General features: G+C 65.4%; 16 protein-coding genes and 1 pseudogene. 8 read left to right on the forward strand and 9 right to left on the reverse strand.

Annotated features, from left to right (window positions below; genetic code table 11):
* Positions 1–7: 7 nt before the first annotated feature.
* The 7 genes and pseudogenes from LV82_RS02025 (at position 8) to LV82_RS02060 (ending at position 9335) form a co-directional block, all read left to right on the forward strand.
* Positions 8–721 carry a hypothetical protein gene (locus tag LV82_RS02025; protein ID WP_104069018.1) on the forward strand — a complete coding sequence of 238 codons (714 nt, stop codon included), beginning with the start codon at positions 8–10 and terminating at the stop codon, positions 719–721.
* 58 nt (positions 722–779) lie between these two features.
* Positions 780–5318 (forward strand): glutamate synthase large subunit, encoded by a 4539-nt coding sequence (gene gltB / locus LV82_RS02030; protein ID WP_104069019.1) that lies wholly within the window; start codon positions 780–782, stop codon positions 5316–5318.
* Between the two features lie 152 nt (positions 5319–5470).
* Positions 5471–6439: pseudogene (locus tag LV82_RS15095) on the forward strand (Hint domain-containing protein).
* Between the two features lie 33 nt (positions 6440–6472).
* Positions 6473–7237, forward strand: a complete 765-nt coding sequence (gene mtgA / locus LV82_RS02045; protein WP_104069022.1) for a monofunctional biosynthetic peptidoglycan transglycosylase — start codon at positions 6473–6475, stop codon at positions 7235–7237.
* Positions 7238–7295: 58 nt separating this feature from the next.
* Positions 7296–7961, forward strand: coding sequence for an FtsZ-binding protein FzlA (fzlA, locus tag LV82_RS02050; protein ID WP_104069023.1), 666 nt, complete (start codon positions 7296–7298; stop codon positions 7959–7961).
* A gap of 31 nt (positions 7962–7992) precedes the next feature.
* A complete protein-coding gene (gene queG, locus LV82_RS02055; protein WP_104069024.1) occupies positions 7993–9099 on the forward strand; it encodes a tRNA epoxyqueuosine(34) reductase QueG in 1107 nt (368 codons plus the stop codon).
* Between the two features lie 41 nt (positions 9100–9140).
* Positions 9141–9335 carry a hypothetical protein gene (locus tag LV82_RS02060; RefSeq protein ID WP_104069025.1) on the forward strand — a complete coding sequence of 65 codons (195 nt, stop codon included), beginning with the start codon at positions 9141–9143 and terminating at the stop codon, positions 9333–9335.
* A gap of 39 nt (positions 9336–9374) precedes the next feature.
* Here LV82_RS02060 and dxs read toward each other — a convergent pair whose 3' ends face one another.
* The 6 genes from dxs to LV82_RS02090 all read right to left on the reverse strand — a co-directional run bounded on the left by dxs (position 9375) and on the right by LV82_RS02090 (position 14665).
* A complete protein-coding gene (gene dxs, locus LV82_RS02065; RefSeq protein WP_104069026.1) occupies positions 9375–11306 on the reverse strand; it encodes a 1-deoxy-D-xylulose-5-phosphate synthase in 1932 nt (643 codons plus the stop codon).
* A 13-nt stretch (positions 11307–11319) separates the two neighbouring features.
* Positions 11320–12180: a polyprenyl synthetase family protein gene (locus LV82_RS02070; RefSeq protein WP_245873036.1), complete on the reverse strand. Its 861-nt coding sequence runs from the start codon at positions 12178–12180 to the stop codon at positions 11320–11322.
* A 3-nt stretch (positions 12181–12183) separates the two neighbouring features.
* Positions 12184–12420: an exodeoxyribonuclease VII small subunit gene (locus LV82_RS02075; RefSeq protein ID WP_104069027.1), complete on the reverse strand. Its 237-nt coding sequence runs from the start codon at positions 12418–12420 to the stop codon at positions 12184–12186.
* On the reverse strand, positions 12417–13346 hold the full coding sequence (locus tag LV82_RS02080; protein WP_104069294.1) for a histone deacetylase family protein: 930 nt from the start codon (positions 13344–13346) through the stop codon (positions 12417–12419). Before LV82_RS02080 ends, LV82_RS02075 begins: the two co-directional genes overlap by 4 nt.
* 96 nt (positions 13347–13442) lie before the next feature.
* Positions 13443–14159: a response regulator gene (locus tag LV82_RS02085; RefSeq protein ID WP_104069028.1), complete on the reverse strand. Its 717-nt coding sequence runs from the start codon at positions 14157–14159 to the stop codon at positions 13443–13445.
* A complete protein-coding gene (locus tag LV82_RS02090) occupies positions 14156–14665 on the reverse strand; it encodes a MarR family winged helix-turn-helix transcriptional regulator (RefSeq protein ID WP_104069029.1) in 510 nt (169 codons plus the stop codon). Before LV82_RS02090 ends, LV82_RS02085 begins: the two co-directional genes overlap by 4 nt.
* A gap of 165 nt (positions 14666–14830) precedes the next feature.
* Between LV82_RS02090 and LV82_RS02095 the strand changes: the two genes are divergently transcribed.
* Positions 14831–15700 (forward strand): branched-chain amino acid aminotransferase, encoded by an 870-nt coding sequence (locus tag LV82_RS02095; protein WP_104069295.1) that lies wholly within the window; start codon positions 14831–14833, stop codon positions 15698–15700.
* A 22-nt stretch (positions 15701–15722) separates the two neighbouring features.
* Here the strand turns inward: LV82_RS02095 and LV82_RS02100 are convergent, their stop codons facing one another.
* From LV82_RS02100 to LV82_RS02110, 3 genes are read right to left on the reverse strand one after another with little or no spacing between them, the layout of a single operon-like run.
* On the reverse strand, positions 15723–16601 hold the full coding sequence (locus tag LV82_RS02100) for an SDR family oxidoreductase (RefSeq protein ID WP_104069030.1): 879 nt from the start codon (positions 16599–16601) through the stop codon (positions 15723–15725).
* Between the two features lie 55 nt (positions 16602–16656).
* The gene (locus LV82_RS02105; RefSeq protein WP_104069031.1) at positions 16657–17496 is read right to left on the reverse strand and encodes an SDH family Clp fold serine proteinase; all 840 of its coding nucleotides are present in this window, start codon (positions 17494–17496) and stop codon (positions 16657–16659) included.
* A complete protein-coding gene (locus LV82_RS02110) occupies positions 17493–17792 on the reverse strand; it encodes an Rdx family protein (protein WP_104069032.1) in 300 nt (99 codons plus the stop codon). The genes LV82_RS02105 and LV82_RS02110 overlap by 4 nt, the downstream gene beginning before the upstream one ends.
* Positions 17793–17838: the final 46 nt, after the last annotated feature.

Here is a 17838-nt window from a genome sequence, read left to right on the forward strand (position 1 = left end):
GCCGCGGATGGCAAGGCGAATCGTTTCACTGCTTGCGCTTCTGGCGCTGTCGACGCCTGCGGGGGCCGGCGCCCGCTTTTCGCCGCCTGCCGGCTGCGAGGTCTATGCGACCATCCAGATGCGCGGCTGCCAGGTGTCGAACCATTACCGGTGCGCGGCCGACGCACCGGGCGATCAATGGGCCATCTACCTTGATGGCAACGGGCCCTTCTTTCTCAACCGGATCGATGCCGAGACCCGCTGGATCATCAGCCACGATCTGGTCACCGGCGCGGCAGAGCGGCTGAGCAAGGAAATCGACCCGGCCTCGTTCACCACCCTCATCGAGACGGGGCGCGACGACTATGACTTCCAGACCGAAACCACGGCGGGCGTGACACGCCGCTATGTCGGTTTCGACCGGCTGACGGGGGAAAGCGTGACCATCGGTGGCGTGACCTTCGAGCGCACCGAATTCGACCTGACGGCACGCGACGCCGATGGCAACCTGCTTTGGCACCGACGGGGCCGGCAGCTGATCCAGCGCGACTGGCGGCTGTTCCTGGCCGATCAGGAAACCTTCGAGACGCCACTGGGCGGCGCGGACCTCATCGTCAGCACCCCGGTGACGATCGCCTTGCCCGGCGAGGATGGCTTTCTGGCCGCCGAGCCGATCCACGAATGCAACATGCTGATGACCCGCGCCGCGCCGCCCGCCGGCGGTGCCCGGGTCCTGCAATGAACGACACGCGCGCCCCAGGTCCAGATCCATGGCCGGCGCAAGAAAGAGGAGACGACCGATGACGCGGTTCGACGAGAACTGGGCAGCCGCCGAGGAGGCCAAGCGCAAGTGGATGAGCGAGCATTCGCTCTATCGCGCCGATGACGAGCACGCCTCCTGCGGCGTGGGCCTTGTCGTGGCGCTGAACGGAAAGCCCAGCCGCAAGGTCGTCGAAAACGGCATCGATGCGCTCAAGGCCGTGTGGCACCGGGGCGCCGTCGATGCCGACGGCAAGACCGGCGACGGGGCCGGCATCCATGTGCAGATCCCGGTGCGCTTCTTCTACGACCAGATCCGCCGCACGGGGCACGAACCCGATCCGAATTCGCTGATCGCCGTCGGTCAGGTCTTTCTGCCGCGCACCGATTTCGGCGCGCAGGAAACCTGCCGGACCATCGTGGAAACCGAAGTGCTGCGCATGGGCCATTACATCTATGGCTGGCGGCATGTCCCGGTGAACACCCATGTGCTGGGCGAGAAGGCCAATGCCACGCGGCCAGAGATCGAGCAGATCCTGATCCGGAACGCCAAGGGGATCGACGAGGAAAGCTTCGAACGCGAACTCTACATCATCCGCCGTCGGATCGAGAAGGCCGCGCATGCCGCCGGGATTTCGGGCCTGTATTTCTGCTCGCTCTCCTGCCGGTCAATCATCTACAAGGGCATGATGCTGGCCGAACAGGTCGCGGAATTCTATCCCGACCTGAAGGACGAACGTTTCGAATCGGCCTTTGCCATCTATCACCAGCGCTATTCGACCAACACCTTCCCGCAATGGTGGCTGGCCCAGCCCTTCCGCATGCTTGCCCATAATGGCGAGATCAACACGCTGAAGGGCAACCTGAACTGGCTGAAGAGCCACGAGATCCGGATGGCATCCTCGACCTTTGGCGACCTTGCGGGCGACATCAAGCCGATCGTGCCGCAAGGCTCGTCGGACTCGGCCGCGCTCGATGCCGTTTTCGAGGTCCTTGTGCGCGCGGGACGCAGCGCACCCATGGCCAAGACCATGCTGGTGCCCGAGGCCTGGTCGAAGACCGCAACCGAAATGCCGAAGGCGTGGCGCGACATGTATGCCTATTGCAACGCGGTGATGGAGCCCTGGGACGGTCCCGCCGCGCTGGCCATGACCGATGGCCGCTGGGTCTGCGGCGGGCTGGACCGCAACGGCCTGCGCCCCATGCGGTATGTCGTGACCGGCGATGGGCTTCTGATCGCGGGCTCCGAGGTCGGAATGGTGCCGGCGGACGAATCCTCGGTGCGCGAGAAGGGCGCCCTGGGTCCGGGCCAGATGATCGCCGTCGACATGACCGAGGGCAAGCTGTACCACGACGCCGAGATCAAGGACCGCCTGGCGGCAAGCCAGCCTTTCGGCGACTGGCTGGAAAAGGTCGTGGACCTGAACGAGATCATGCGGGACGTGCCCGAAAAGGCCCTGCATGAAGGCGAGGCGCTGCGGCGGCGCCAGATCGGCGCGGGTTATACGCTGGAGGATCTGGAACAGGTCCTGGCCCCGATGGCCGAGGATGGCAAGGAAATGATCGCCTCGATGGGCGACGACACGCCGCTGGCGGTTCTGTCCAGCAAATATCGGCCGTTGTCCCACTTCTTCCGCCAGAACTTCAGCCAGGTCACCAACCCGCCGATCGACAGCCTGCGTGAGACGCGGGTGATGAGCCTCAAGACGCGGTTCGGCAACCTCAAGAACGTCCTGGACGAATCCAGCGCCCAGACCGAGATCCTGGTGCTGGAGAGCCCCTTTGTCGCCAATGCCGAATTCGACGAAATGGTGCGCCAGTTCGGCGACAATGTCGCCATCATCGACTGCACCTTCCCAGCAGGGTCGGAATCCGACGCCCTGCGCCAGGGGCTGGAGCGCATTCGCGCCGAAGCCGAGGACGCCGTGCGCTCGGGCGCGGGGCATTTGGTGCTGACTGATCAGCACCAGGGGCCGGACCGCGTGCCCATGCCGATGATCCTGGCGACCAGCGCCGTGCATTCGTGGCTGACGCGCAAGGGCCTGCGGACCTTCTGTTCGCTGAACGTCCGGTCGGCCGAATGCATCGATCCGCATTACTTCGCGGTGCTGATCGGTTGCGGCGCCACCACGGTGAACCCCTATCTGGCGCTTGACTCGATTGCCGACCGCATCCGCCGCGGCCTGCTGGAAACTAGCCTTGAGGACGCGGTGCGGCGCTATCGCGCGGCGATCGATTCCGGTCTGCTGAAGATCATGGCCAAGATGGGGATCTCGGTCGTGTCGTCCTATCGCGGCGGCCTGAACTTCGAAGCCGTGGGCCTGTCGCGCGCCATGGTTGCCGAGTATTTCCCCGGCATGCATTCGCGCATCTCGGGCATCGGCGTATCGGGGATCCAGCGCAAGCTCGAGGAAATCCACGCCCAGGCGTGGAACGGGCCGGCCAATGTCCTGCCGGTCGGTGGTTTCTTCAAGTTGCGCCGGTCCGGCGAGAAGCACGCCTGGGAGGCGCAGACGATGCACTTGCTGCAATCGGCCTGCGACAGGGCGTCCTATGACCTGTGGAAACAGTATTCCGCCGCGATGCGGGCAAATCCGCCGATCCATATCCGCGACCTGCTGGACATCAAGCCGCTGGGCCGGCCCGTGCCGATCGAGGAGGTCGAATCCATCACCTCGATCCGCAAGCGCTTCGTCACGCCGGGCATGAGCCTTGGCGCATTGTCGCCCGAAGCCCACATGACGCTGAACATCGCCATGAACCGCATCGGCGCCAAGTCCGACAGCGGCGAAGGCGGCGAGGATCCGGCGCATTCCCACCCGCTGCCCAATGGCGACAATCCCTGTGCCAAGATCAAGCAGGTCGCCTCGGGCCGGTTCGGCGTCACGGCGGAATACCTGAATGCCTGCGAGGAGCTGGAGATCAAGATCGCGCAGGGCGCCAAGCCCGGCGAAGGCGGCCAGCTGCCCGGCATCAAGGTGACAAAGCTGATCGCGCGGCTGCGCCATTCGACGCCGGGCGTGACGCTGATCTCGCCCCCGCCGCACCACGATATCTATTCGATCGAGGATCTGGCGCAGCTGATCTATGACCTCAAGCAGATCAACCCGCGCGCCAAGGTGACGGTCAAGCTGGTCGCGGCCAGCGGCGTGGGCACGATCGCGGCGGGCGTGGCCAAGGCCAAGGCCGATGTCATCCTGATTTCGGGCCATAATGGCGGCACGGGCGCCAGCCCCGGCACGTCGATCAAGTATGCGGGCCTGCCCTGGGAAATGGGTCTGACCGAGGCGCATCAGGTTCTGGCGATGAACAAGCTGCGTGACCGTGTCACGCTGCGCACCGATGGCGGTCTGCGCACCGGCCGCGACATCGTCATCGCCGCCATGATGGGCGCCGAGGAATTCGGCATCGGCACCGCCGCGCTGATCGCGATGGGCTGCATCATGGTGCGCCAGTGCCAGTCCAATACCTGCCCCGTGGGCGTCTGCACCCAGGACGAAAGGCTGCGCGCCAAGTTCACCGGCACGGCCGACAAGGTGGTCAACCTGATCACCTTCTACGCCCAGGAAGTGCGCGAGATCCTGGCCTCGATCGGTGCTCGCAGCCTGGACGAGGTGATCGGCCGGGCCGATCTTCTCAGCCAGGTCAGCCGCGGCTCGCCGCATCTGGACGATCTGGACCTGAACCCGCTGCTGATCACCGTCGATGGCGCGGACAAGATCGTCTATGACCGCACCAAGCCGCGCAATGCGGTGCCCGACACGCTGGATGCCGAGATCATCCGCGACGGCGCGCGCTTCTTCGAGGACGGCGAGAAGATGCAGCTGTCCTATGCCGTGCGCAACACGCACCGGACGATCGGCGCGCGCGCCTCGTCCCTGATCGTGCAGAAGTTCGGGATGCGCAACAACCTGCAGCCCGACCACCTGACCGTCAAGCTGACGGGCTCGGCCGGGCAGTCTCTGGGCGCCTTCGCTGCCCCGGGTCTGAAGATCGAGGTATCGGGCGATGCCAATGATTATGTCGGCAAGGGCCTGTCGGGCGGCATCATCGTCGTGCGTCCTCCGATGGTCTCGCCTCTTGAGGCCTCGGAAAACACGATCATCGGCAACACGGTCCTGTACGGTGCGACCGATGGCTATCTGTTCGCGGCTGGCCGCGCGGGCGAACGCTTTGCGGTGCGCAATTCGGGCGCGAAGGTGGTGGTCGAGGGCTGCGGCTCGAACGGCTGCGAATACATGACGGGTGGTGTCGCCGTGATCCTGGGACGGATCGGCGCGAATTTCGGCGCGGGCATGACGGGCGGCATGGCCTATGTCTATGACCCCGAGGGTACGGCCGAGTCGCTGATGAACATGGAAACGCTGGTCACCTGCCGCGTCAGCCATCCCCATTGGGAAGCCGAGCTGAAGGGTCTGATCGAGCGCCATGTCGCCGAGACCGGCAGCCGCAAGGCGCAGGAAATCCTGCGCCACTGGGCGACCGAGCGCGACCACTTCGTCCAGGTCTGCCCGAAGGAGATGCTGCCCCACCTGGCCGCGCCGCTGACGGACGAAGCTGCCGCGATGCCGGCCGAGTAGGCTCGACGACACATCTTGAATACGGGGCTGGCTATCGGGCCAGCCCCGCTTCCGAATGCCGGACCGTTGAATCGTCAGGATTGCGCCGAAAAATTCGACCGAACGGGTCCTTGCTATCCAGACGAGTGAAAATTTTTCGGTAATCGCCCGGGATGCCAACCAACTATCTTGACCAGTTCTATCAACTAGACCCTGCTTTTCCCCCGCCGCCCGGCACGGCTGTAGCGTTCGTCAAGCTGACATTGACGGATCAGAACGACGACGACGATCTTGATCGTTTCAATGGGGACAGTCTCGACGGTATCGATATTACACGGTCCTGGCCCGGCGACACCGTGACGATCAACGTGCCTGGTATCGGCAACATCACCTATACTGGCACGACGTTCTATCTGGCTGACGGACGCAGATTCTTCACGCCGACCGATGGTCAGGTTCTCAGGAACGGGACATTCGTCTCCTCGACCTATGTAACGACACAGGGACCGCTTCTCGTCTCTCAACTCGGCCCGCCCTGTTTCACCGCTGGCACTTTGATCGATACGCCCGCCGGGCCGGTCCCGGTCGAGGACCTGCGTCCGGGCGACATGGTGATGACGCTTGATCACGGCGCCAGACCCCTGCATTGGGTCGGCCGCCGTACCGTTGCAGGTTCTGGCAAGTTCGCGCCCATCACGATCGAACCGGGCATTTTCGACAATGACATCCCGCTGGTTGTTTCACCCGAACACCGGATCCTGTATCGCGGATGACAGGTGCAGCTTTGGTTCGCCGAAGACGAGACGCTGGTCGCTGCACGACACCTCGTCGGCCTGCCTGGCATCAGGAGCAAGCAGATGCAGCGGGTCACCTATTATCACCTATTGTTCGAACGGCACGAAATCGCCCGCTCGAACGGCGCGTGGAGCGAAAGTCTTCATCCGGGTGGCTGGCTGATCGAACAGGATGAATCGTTGCGGACTGAAATCGCAGCGCTTTTTCCCGAAATCCTGTGTTCCGAAACGCAGGCACTTCCCGCGGCGCGGCGCGTCCTGACGGCGCGCGAAGCAAGCATCCTGCGCGATCTGCCTGAACGCTTTGCGGGCACAGGTTTCCCCGCCAATCGTCTGGCAATGCCTTGACCTTGGCCCGAAGGGCATGGTTGATCACGCCCGATGACGAAGGCCAAGAGCAAAACGCAGGCGAAATCGCGATCGGCGACTCGGAGGAAATCCAAGGGCCGGACCGCATCCAGCGCGACCCCCGGATGGACCTGGGGCCGCATCCTGCGTCTTGCGCGCAACGTGATGCTGGGCCTGATCGGCGCGGTTCTGGCGCTGGTCGTGCTGTTTTCCTTCGTCAATCCGGTGATGACGCCCTACATGATCGCCGAAAGCTGGCGCCAGGGCGGAATCCAGCGTGCGTGGGTCGATCTGGACGATGTCTCGCCCGAACTGGCCCGATCGGTCGTCGCGGCCGAGGACGCGAATTTCTGCCGCCATTGGGGGTTTGATCTGAAGGCCATCCGCGCCGCGATCGAGGAAGGCTCGGGACGCGGGGCCTCGACGATCAGCCAGCAGGTGGTCAAGAACGTGTTCCTTTGGCAGGGACGGTCCTGGCCGCGAAAGGCGCTGGAGGCGCTGCTGACGCCGGTGGTCGAAGCCGTCTGGACCAAGAGGCGTATTCTCGAGGTCTATCTGAACGTGGCCGAAACCGGCCCTGGTATCTTTGGTGTCGAGGCCGCGGCGCGGCACTATTTCGGGCGTTCGGCCGCCGAACTGACCCCAAGGCAGGCCGCGCTGATCGCCGCGATCCTGCCCGATCCGAAGGGTCGCAACCCGGCCCGGCCGTCCAATTTTTTGCGCGCGCGCGCCACATCGATCCTTGAAGGGGCGGCAACGATCCGCGCCGATGGGCGCGCTGATTGTTTCCAGCATTGAACCAGCCTTGGGGCGGCTTTATCACGGGCTGCATTCAAAAGCGTAACAGGGCTGTGCGATGACCCGTCTGTACCACTTTCCGCTTTCCCCCTTCTGTCGAAAGGTGCGCCTGACCCTGGCCGAAAAGAGGATCGAGGTCGAACTGGTCGAAGAACGGTACTGGGAACAGGACCCGGAATTCCTGCGCCGCAACCCCGCGGGCAAGGTGCCGATCTTGCGCATGAACGGGCGCAACATGGCCGAAAGCCAAGCGATCTGCGAATATCTTGACGAAATCGCGCCCGAACCCCGGCTGATGCCGCGCGACCCCGAGGCCCGATACGAGGTGCGCCGCCTCTGCGCCTGGTTCGACGACACGTTTCATGACGAGGTGACCTCGAAGCTGGTCTATGAGCGCGTCAACAAGAAGGTGATGAAGCTGGGCTATCCCGATTCGCGCAACGTCAAGGCGGGGGCGATGCGAATCAAGTTCCATCTGGACTACATGGACTGGCTGCTGGAACAGCGCCGCTGGCTGGCAGGAAACGAAATGACGCTGGCCGATTTCACGGCGGCCGCGCATCTGTCCTGTCTGGACTATATCTCGGATGTCGACTGGAACCGCAGCCAGAATGTGCGCGACTGGTATGCCAAGATCAAGTCACGCCCGGCCTTCCGTTCGATCCTGGCCGACCAGGTTCCCGGTTTTCCGCCGCCGCCGCACTACGCCGATCTGGATTTCTGACCCCGGCGGCCGGGGCCCAAGAGGATTGCCAATGGATGCCCGCGCCTTCCGCAACCGGCTGACAGCCAAGGCTCTGGAAGAGGGCTTCTCGCAGGTCGGCTATTGCGCGCCCGACGCCATTCCCGATGCCCCCGCGCGCCTTGCCAGCTTTCTGGAACAGGGGCGCCACGGCCAGATGCACTGGATGGCCGAACGGACAGGCTGGCGCGCAAATCCCGCGGCGCTCTGGCCCGAGGCGCGCACCATCGTGATGCTGGCTGAATCCTATACGCCAGACCATGACCCGTTGGCCGTATTGCAGCACAGGGATCGCGCCGCGATCTCGTGCTATGCACAGGGGCGGGACTATCACGACCTGGTCAAGAAGCGGCTCAAGCGCGTCGGCCGCTGGTTGATCGAACAGGCCGCAAAGGAAGGCGTCGAGGCGCAGATCAAGGTCTTCGTCGACACCGCCCCGGTCATGGAGAAGCCGCTGGGCCAGGCGGCGGGCCTGGGCTGGCAGGGCAAGCATACCAATCTGGTGGGGCGCCAGCTGGGCAGCTGGTTCTTTCTGGGGGCGATCTTTACCACGCTGGATCTGCCGAAGGACCAGCCCGAAACCGACCATTGCGGGAACTGCCGCCGCTGTCTGGACATTTGCCCGACGGCGGCCTTCCCCGCGCCCTATCAGCTGGATGCGCGACGCTGCATTTCATACCTGACCATCGAGCATCGCGGACCGGTGGCCGAGGATCTTCGCCCGGCCTTGGGCAACAGGATCTATGGCTGCGACGACTGCCTTGCTGTCTGTCCATGGAACAAGTTCGCACAGAAAGCGCGCGAGATCGGCTATGCCGCCCGGGTCGGCGCGCCGGAACTGGCCGAACTGGCCGCATTGGACGATGCCGCCTTTCGTGCGCGGTTTTCCGGTTCACCGATCAAGCGCATCGGGCGCGACCGGTTCGTGCGCAACGTGGCCTATGCCATCGGCAATTCCGGCCGGTCCGAACTGGCCCGCTCGCTGATGCCTTTGCTGAACGACCCCGACCCGGCCGTCGCGGATGCGGCGCGATGGGCGCTGGACCGCCTGCAAGGCCGGCAAGGTCCGGCCGACCGGCCCGCCGGGGGTGGAAATCAGACCGATTCGGCCCCATCATGATTCGTGGTCGGGCAATCCGGCCACAGCAATGGGAGGATCCGATGACACGACATATCGCTGACCGCAGAGAGCCGGACCATGGCGGGCGGGTAAAGCATTACGTGGCACTGGATCGTGCCATCGCACCGGAAGGCTCGCATCCTGCCTCGCGGCGTCTGGCCCGTCGCCCAAGGCAGGAATCCCAGCCGCCGCGGATACGGCATTTCCTGCGCATCGAACGGGGCATCACGGCCTGATGCCCTGCCCCGGCGCGACGGGCGCCGGGGAATTCGCGCTCAGGCGCGCTGATCGCGGACAATCCGCGCCACACCCAGAAGATCCAGAACCTTCGCTTCGATATGCGGGGCGTTCATTCCTGCCACGTCGTACATTTCGCGCGGGCTGGCCTGATCGATAAAGGTATCGGGCAGGAACATCGACCGGAACTTCAGCCCCGTATCGAAAATCCCCTCTTCGGCCAGAAGCTGTGCGACATGGCTGCCGAAGCCGCCGATCGCGCCTTCCTCGACGGTGATCAGCGCCTCGTGGTGGCGGGCCAGCTGCAGGACCAGCTCGCGGTCCAACGGCTTGGCAAAGCGCGCATCCGCCACGGTGACCGTTATCCCCCGCGCGGCCAGGTTTTCCCGCGCCTTCATCACCTCGGCCAGCCGCGTGCCGAAGGACAGGATGGCCACCTGCGACCCTTCGGCGATCAGCCTTCCGCGCCCGATTTCCAGCGGCCGGCCGCGCTCGGGCATCTCGACCCCCACCCCTTCTCCGCGCGGATAGCGGAAGGCGCTGGGCCGGTCGTCGATGGCGGCGGCCGTGGCGACCATGTGAACCAGCTCGGCCTCGTCGGCCGCGGCCATCACCACCATGCCGGGCAGGTTCGACAGAAAGGCGATGTCGAAGGCCCCGGCATGGGTCGCGCCATCGGCGCCGACCAGCCCGGCCCGGTCGATGGCAAAGCGCACCGGCAGGCGCTGGATCGCCACGTCATGCACGACCTGGTCATAGCCGCGCTGCAGGAAGGTCGAATAGATCGCGCAGAAGGGCTTCATGCCCGCGGCCGCCAGCCCCGCCGAGAAGGTCACGGCATGCTGCTCGGCAATGGCCACGTCGAAGCAGCGGCGCGGGAAACGCTCGGCAAACAGGTTCAGGCCCGTCCCGTCGGGCATCGCCGCCGTGATGGCGACGATCCTGTCATCCTCTTCGGCCTCGCGGATCAGGGCGCGCGCAAAGACCTTGGTATAGCTTGGCGCGTTCGACGGGGCCGATTTCTGCTTGCCGGTCACCACATCGAACTTGCCGGTCGCATGGCCGCGATCGGCCGCGCGTTCGGCCGGGGCATAACCCTTGCCCTTCTTGGTGAGCACGTGGATCAGCGTCGGCCCGGTGGCGCGCGCCTTGACCGTGCGCAACACCGGCAGAAGCTGGTCCAGATCGTGCCCGTCGATCGGGCCGACATAGGTAAAGCCCAGCTCCTCGAACAGCGTGCCGCCGACGGTCATGCCCTTCAGCATCTCCTTGGCGCGGCGGGCCCCTTCCTGGAAGGGTTCGGGCAGCAGGCTGATCGCGCCCTTCGCGGCGGCCTTCAGCTCCTGATAGGGCGCTCCGGCATACAGGCGGGCCAGATAGGCCGACATCGCCCCGACCGGCGGGGCGATCGACATCTCGTTGTCGTTCAGGATGACGATCAGGCGCTTCTTCAGGTGACCCGCATTGTTCATCGCCTCATAGGCCATGCCCGCGCTGATCGCGCCATCTCCGATCACCGCGATCGCGTCGCCCAGGCCCCCTTCGCAGGTCCCGCCCAGATCGCGCGCCACCGCAAAGCCCAGCGCCGCCGAGATCGAGGTCGAGGAATGCGCCGCCCCGAACGGGTCATAGGGGCTTTCCGATCGCTTGGTGAATCCCGACAGGCCGTCCTTCTGCCGCAGGGTGCGGATCCGGTCGCGCCGCCCGGTCAGGATCTTGTGCGGGTAGCATTGATGCCCGACATCCCAGATGATCTTGTCCCGCGGCGCGTCAAAGACCGCATGCAGCGCCACGGTCAGCTCGACGACGCCCAGCCCGGCGCCCAGATGGCCGCCCGTTTCGGATACCGCGCTGATCGTCTCGGCGCGCAGTTCATCGGCCAGCTGGCGCAGCTCGCGATCCGAAAGCGACTTGAGGTCGGCCGGAACCTTGACGCGGTCCAGAAGCGGGGTATTCGGTCTGTCGGTCATCGCTGGCCCCTGTTCAGGTTTCGCGACTGATAACGAAACGTGCCGCTTCTCTCAAGTTGTCTGCCCGCTGGCCATAGGGCGCAAGGGCCGCGATTGCATGTTCGACAAGCTCTTCGGCACGCTGGCGCGCACCATCGACGCCCAGAAGCGAAACGAAGGTCGCCTTGCCCGCAGCCGCATCCTTGCCCAGCTTCTTGCCGGCCTTGGCCGGATCGCCCTGCACGTCCAGCAGATCATCCGCTATCTGAAAGGCCAGCCCGATCGCGCGGGCGTAATCTCGCAACGGCCGGTCATCGGCACCCGCGAGGATCGCGCCGGCAATGGCCGAGAATTCGATCAGGGCGCCGGTCTTGGCGGCCTGAAGGCGGGTGATCTGGTCCATGTCCAGCGGCTGATCGGCGCTTTCGGCCGCGATATCCAGCGCCTGCCCCAGAACCATCCCGCGCGCCCCTGCCGCTTGCGCCAGTGCCGCGACCAGATCGATCCGGCGCGCGCCAAGGACCGGGTCACAGCACAATTCGAATGCCAGCGTCTGCAGCGCGTCACCGGCCAGCACGGCTGTCGCCTCGTCCCATTTCACATGGACCGTCGGCTGTCCGCGGCGCAGATCGTCATCATCCATGCAGGGCAGGTCGTCATGGACCAGCGAATAGGCGTGCAACGCCTCGACCGCGGCGGCGGCTGGCATGGCCTCGTCCTCGGGGATGTCGTGCAGGCGCGCGCCTTCCAGGACAAGGAGGGCCCGCAACCGCTTGCCCCCGCGCAGCGCATAGCGCATCGCCTGGATGACGGGCAGGTCCGGATCGGTGGCCAGCGCCTCGTCCAGCGCCGCCTGCACCCGTTCCTGGACCCGGCGCAGCCGGTCAGCGAACACCTCTTACAGCCCCTCGACCGGTTCGATCCCCGCGGGTTTGCCATCGGGGCCCAGCGTGATGCGGGCGACCTTTTCCTCGGCTTCCTTCAGCTTGCGCTCGCAATGGGCCTTCAGCTTCGCGCCGCGTTCATACAGCTTGATCGACTCCTCCAGCGGCACATCGCCCTGCTCGAGCTTGCGGACGACCTCTTCCAGTTGCTTCATGGCGTCTTCAAAGCTCAGCGCGTCGATCTCGCTCATTCATCCCGCTCCATCAGAACCCGAACATGCGCCGCGCAAGAGGCGCCCAGCGCGCGCAGATCATAGCCACCCTCCAGGCAGGATACCAGCCGCCCCGAACAGGCGTCTTGCGCCAGATCGCAGATCGCGCCCGTCAGCCAGGCAAAGTCGTCCTCGGTCCACATCAGATCCGCCAGGGGGTCATCGCGATGGGCATCGAACCCGGCCGAAACGAGGATCAGGTCAGGCCCGAAATCGCGCACGCGGGCAAGAGCCGCCGCCCAGGCCTCGCGCATCTCGGCCCCGCCCGAACCGGCTCGCAGCGGCAGATTGACGATCTGGTCATGCGCACCCCGCTCGGATACCGCCCCGGTGCCGGGATACAGGGGCATTTCGTGCGAGGAAACGAACATCGCGCGGGGCTCGTCCCATAGGACGTCCTGGGTTCCGTTGCCGTGATGGACATCGAAATCCAGAACCGCGACCCGCGACAATCCATGCGCCTGCAGCGCATGCCTGGCCGCGATCGCCACGTTGGAAAACAGGCAAAAGCCCATGGGCCGGTTTCGTTCGGCGTGGTGCCCCGGCGGCCGCATCGCGACAAAGGCCTTGCGTGGCGGGCCCTCCAGCACCGCATCCACCGCGGCGCAGACGGCGCCGACCGCGTGCAGGGCGGCCTCGAATGAACCGGGCGAGACATAGGTATCTTCATCCAGATGCGCCCAGCCGACATCGGGGATGGCGGCGCGCACGGCCTCCAGATGCGCGGGATCATGCGCGATCAGCACCTTCTCGGGCGCGGCGCGCGGGGCCGCGCGATGCTCCAGACCCGCGAATTCGGGCGCGGCCAGTGCCTGCCGAACCGCATGCAGCCGCGCGACCTGCTCGGGGTGACCGGGCGGGTTCACATGCGCATCCGCCGACGGGTGCGTGTATAGAAGCGTCATCTCCTCCCCCTGTCCAATCGCGCCGTCCAGACGACCCTGATCCTGCCCCGGCACGACGGAAGCCAGAGGCGGGCAACGCCTTCACAGGCGGAATGGCTATTCGGGCGACAGCATGTAGCCCGATCCGCGCACGGTCTGAAGATAGCGCGGCTGTCGGGGGTCCGTCTCCAGCTTTCTGCGCAGACGCGTGATCTGGACGTCCACCGCGCGTTCCTGCGCCTGGCCGGTTTCGCCGCGTCCTGTCACGCGCCCCAGTTCCTCGACCAGCTGGCTGCGGCTCAGCGGCTGATCGGGCCTGGCGGCGAAGATGCGCATCAGGGCGGCCTCGGTCGCCGTCAGGCGGATCGGGGAATCGCCGCGCCAGAGCTCGCCGCGTTCGACATCATAGCGCACGGGGCCAAGGCTCAGCATCTTGGGGCGCGCGGGCTCGGCGATGCTGGGCGTGCGCCGCAGGATCGCGTTGATGCGCAGGACCAGTTCGCGCGGCTCGAACGGCTTTGGCAGATAGTCGTCCGCCCCGGCCTCGAGCCCGGAAATGCGATCATCGGCCTCACCCTTTGCGGTCAGCAGCAGGATCGGGGTCGCAAGCCGTGTCCGCAGGTCGCGGGTCAGGCTGATCCCGTCCTCGCCCGGCATCATGACGTCCAGCACGATCAGGTCGAATTCCAGGCCATCGAGAAGGCGGCGCGCATGGGCGCCGTCGCGCGCGGTCGTCACCAGAAAGCCGTTCCGCACAAGGAACTTGCGCAACAGACTGCGCAGCCGTTCGTCATCGTCGACGACCAGTAGGTGAATGTCGCCCGCCTGGGTCATGCCTCTTCGTCCCGCAAGGCCAGATAGTGACGCCGCAATTCCGGATCCATCATCGCCTCCAGTACCTGCCGAAACCCCGCCACCGCGGCCGGGCCGGCCGCGCGATAGGCCGCGCGCATCCGCGCGCGCTGGGCCTCGGACAATTCGCGCTCCAGCTCCTTGCCACGTTCGGTCAGGTACAGATTGCGCTCGCGCTTGTCACGCTTGCCCACGCGCACTTCGACAAGCCCATCCGAGATCAGCGTGCGCAAGACCCGGTTCAGCGACTGCTTGGTCACGCCAAGCACGGCCAGCAGGGTGCTGACGGTCAGTCCGGGCTGGCGATTGATGAAATGCAGCGCCCGGTGATGGGCCCGGCCATATTCGTATTTCTCGAGGATGCGGTCGGGATCGGCCGTGAAGGCGCGATAGGCGAAGAACATCGCCTCGATCCCCTTGCGCAGCTGTTCGTCCGTCAGGAACAGCAGGCTTTCGCCGCCCTGTGCCTCCTGTCCCGGTCCGTCCATTTCCCTGCTCCCGTCCACGTTTCCATCGCGGTGGATTTTATGTCAGCGATGTTGACTTTCCAAGTTCGAACTGTTAGCGATTCCGCGATTTGGCGCAATATTATGTCCGAACCGGACCGATCGGACGAAACTATCGGAAATCCACCGCGCCTTCAGGAGGACAAGATGGCAGGGTCATATGACGACCGCGACGGCAAGATCTGGATGGATGGCAAGCTGGTCGAATGGCGCGATGCAAAGGTGCACATCCTGACCCATGCCATGCACTATGCGTCGTCCGTGTTCGAGGGCGAGCGCGCCTATGGCGGTCGGATCTTCCTCAGCCGCAAGCATTCCGAACGGTTGCATTTCTCGGCCTCCTGCCTTGATTTCGAAATCCCCTGGACGGTCGATCAGATCGAGGCCGCCAAGGAAGAGGTGCTGAAGGCCAATGGTCTGTCCGATGCCTATGTCCGGGCCATCGCATGGCGCGGTTCGGGCGAAGACATGGGCGTGGCGGCCCGGCGCAATCCCGTCCGGCTGGCCATCGCGGCATGGGAATGGGGCAGCTATTACGGCGATGCCAAGTTCAAGGGTGCAAAGCTCGACATCGCCAAGTGGAAGCGCCCCAGCCCCGAGACGATCCCCGTGCACGCCAAGGCGGCGGGGCTTTACATGATCTGCACCATCTCCAAGCACCAGGCCGAGAACAAGGGCTGCTCGGACGCGCTGTTCATGGATTACCGCGGCTATGTGGCCGAGGCCACCGGCGCCAACATCTTCTTCGTCAAGGATGGCGAGGTGCACACGCCGCTGCCCGATTGCTTCCTGAACGGGCTGACCCGCCAGACCGTGATCGGCATGCTCAAGGACATGGGCGTCACCGTGCATGAACGCCACATCCTGCCCGAGGAACTGGAGGGTTTCGAGCAATGCTGGCTGACGGGCACCGCGGCCGAAGTCACGCCGGTCGGCCAGATCGGCAGCTACAATTTCGAGGTGGGCGAGCTGACGCGGAAGGTCGCGCAGGAATACGAAAAACTGGTCCGGTCCTGACCACAGGCCAGCGCCGGAATCGTCACGACGTTCCGGCGCGGCCCGATCCTTCGGCTTCCAGAAGCGCTGTCAGGCCTGCGCGATAGTCGGGATACAGCAACCGGACGCCCAGTTCGTCCTTGATCCGGTCGTTCTTCACGCGCTTGGATTCGGCATAGAAACTTCGCGCCATCGGGGACATCTCGGCCTCATCGAAGGGCACTTCGGGGGGCGGCGGCAGGTCCAGAAGCTGCGCGGCATGGGTCAGGACGTCCTCGGGCGGCGACGGTTCGTCATCGGCAACGTTGTAGATTGCCCCGGGCCGCGGCCGCGCGATCGAGGCCGCCAGCACATTGGCGATGTCCTCCACGTGGATGCGGCTGAAATACTGGTTGGGCCGGATGATCCGCCGCGCCGTGCCCTTGCGCACCTTCTCGAACGGGCCGCGTCCCGGGCCATAGATGCCCGCCAGACGAAATATGTGCAGCGGAAGACCCGCGCGCGCGGCAAGGTCCTGCCATTGCCTTTCGGCCAACACGCGCAGCTTGCCGCGGCGCGTCGAGGGATTCAGCGGCGTTTCCTCGTCGACCCAACCGCCCTGATGGTCACCATAGACCCCGGTGGTTGACAGATAGCCCACCCATTCCAGATGCGGCGCGGCCTGCGCAATCCGCGAGCCCAGGGCCCGGAAGACCGGATCGCCCGCCTCGTCGGGCGCGATCGACAGCAGGACATGCGTCGCCGCATCCAGCGCGTCCTGCAGATCCTCGCCGGGCCAGATGCGCGCCTCTACCCCAAGCCGGGCCAGTTCGGCGGCCTTCTCGGGCGAACGCGTCGTGCCGATGATGCGCCAGCCATCCAGCCTGCGGCCCAGCGCACGGGCGGAATAGCCGTGTCCAAACGAAAGCAATGTCCTTGTCATGGTTCGCCTTCTTGCACCCCGCCCTGCGACAGGCAAGCCCGGTCGCGCGCGGGGCTCAGGGCCGGGCCTTGCCCGCCCGTCTTGGGGCCTCGCGCGGGATCGGCAGGTATTCCACCCCGCCCGCAGTCCGGATCGGTTGCGGATACAGCGTCATCAGGGTCATCACGTCATCGGGCATGTCGGTGGACACCGGCAAGCCCAGCGCCTTGGCCTCGGCCGCGGGGATCGGATAGTCATGCGTCCATGTGCCCATCGCCAGCTGCTCGGCGACGGCGCGCGCCTTGTCCTGCGGCAGATGCACGGCCAGAAGATCGGTTGCCGCCCTCACCACCTGATCCATCGCCTTCTGGCCCACATCCGCCAGGATCAGCGTCTCGTCGTCAAGTTCGGCCACCGGCTTGGCCTTGACCGCCGCAAGGATCGAGGCCGCCGGGAACTGGCCCAGCTGGGGATCGATCGGGCCCAGGACGGAATGCTCGCACATCACGATCTCGTCGGCGGCCAGCGCGATCAGCGTGCCGCCCGACATCGCGTAATGCGGCACGAAGACCGTGACCTTTCCGCGATGCGCCTCGACCGCGCGGGCGATCTGCAGGGCCGCGAGGACCAGGCCGCCGGGCGTGTGCAGCACGATGTCCAGCGGCATGTCCTTGTCGGTCATGCGGATCGCGCGCAGGACATCCTCGCTGTCCTGAATGTCGATATAGCGCATCACCGGAAAGCCCAGGACGCGCATCGTCTCTTGCCGATGAACCATCAGGATCACCCGGCTGCCGCGCGCCTTTTCAAGCCGCGAGATCATCGACAGCCGCCGCATGTCGGTGATGCGGCGCGCGACAAGAGGCTGCAGCATCGAAAGGATGAAGAACAGCCAGATCGCGTCGGACATGCTCATCGGGAACCGTCCCCCGCAAGGGCGCGGTCCACATGACCCAGCGCACGTTCGGGCGCGATCCGGTCGCGCAGGCGCGCCTTCAGCTCGCGGATATCGGGAAAGCCCCCGTCTCGCTTGCGGTCCCAGATCAGCTCGTCCCCAAGACGGATCTGGAAGACCCCGCCGGTGCCCGGGATCAGCGCGACCTCGCCCACATCGTCGGCAAAGGTCGAAAGGATCTCCTGCGCCATCCATCCCGCGCGCAACAGCCAGTTGCAGCCGGTGCAATAGGTGATCGAAACCCGGGGGCCAGCCATTCGCGCCTCTCAGCCGCCATACGCATTGAGATCCGAGGATAGGGGC

Source organism: Albidovulum inexpectatum, assembly GCF_002927635.1.
Lineage (GTDB): Bacteria > Pseudomonadota > Alphaproteobacteria > Rhodobacterales > Rhodobacteraceae > Albidovulum > Albidovulum inexpectatum.

Bases quoted from the DNA above. Each gene is read 5' to 3' on its own strand.
- LV82_RS02100 (WP_104069030.1), bottom strand. From the start codon at position 16,601: ATGACAAGGACATTGCTTTCGTTTGGACACGGCTATTCCGCCCGTGCG.
- LV82_RS02075 (WP_104069027.1), bottom strand. From the start codon at position 12,420: ATGAGCGAGATCGACGCGCTGAGCTTTGAAGACGCCATGAAGCAACTG.
- gltB (WP_104069019.1), top strand. From the start codon at position 780: ATGACGCGGTTCGACGAGAACTGGGCAGCCGCCGAGGAGGCCAAGCGC.
- LV82_RS02080 (WP_104069294.1), bottom strand. From the start codon at position 13,346: ATGACGCTTCTATACACGCACCCGTCGGCGGATGCGCATGTGAACCCG.
- LV82_RS02090 (WP_104069029.1), bottom strand. From the start codon at position 14,665: ATGGACGGACCGGGACAGGAGGCACAGGGCGGCGAAAGCCTGCTGTTC.
- LV82_RS02095 (WP_104069295.1), top strand. From the start codon at position 14,831: ATGGCAGGGTCATATGACGACCGCGACGGCAAGATCTGGATGGATGGC.
- LV82_RS02025 (WP_104069018.1), top strand. From the start codon at position 8: ATGGCAAGGCGAATCGTTTCACTGCTTGCGCTTCTGGCGCTGTCGACG.
- queG (WP_104069024.1), top strand. From the start codon at position 7,993: ATGGATGCCCGCGCCTTCCGCAACCGGCTGACAGCCAAGGCTCTGGAA.
- LV82_RS02060 (WP_104069025.1), top strand. From the start codon at position 9,141: ATGACACGACATATCGCTGACCGCAGAGAGCCGGACCATGGCGGGCGG.
- mtgA (WP_104069022.1), top strand. From the start codon at position 6,473: ATGACGAAGGCCAAGAGCAAAACGCAGGCGAAATCGCGATCGGCGACT.
- LV82_RS02085 (WP_104069028.1), bottom strand. From the start codon at position 14,159: ATGACCCAGGCGGGCGACATTCACCTACTGGTCGTCGACGATGACGAA.
- LV82_RS02105 (WP_104069031.1), bottom strand. From the start codon at position 17,496: ATGAGCATGTCCGACGCGATCTGGCTGTTCTTCATCCTTTCGATGCTG.
- dxs (WP_104069026.1), bottom strand. From the start codon at position 11,306: ATGACCGACAGACCGAATACCCCGCTTCTGGACCGCGTCAAGGTTCCG.
- LV82_RS02110 (WP_104069032.1), bottom strand. From the start codon at position 17,792: ATGGCTGGCCCCCGGGTTTCGATCACCTATTGCACCGGCTGCAACTGG.
- fzlA (WP_104069023.1), top strand. From the start codon at position 7,296: ATGACCCGTCTGTACCACTTTCCGCTTTCCCCCTTCTGTCGAAAGGTG.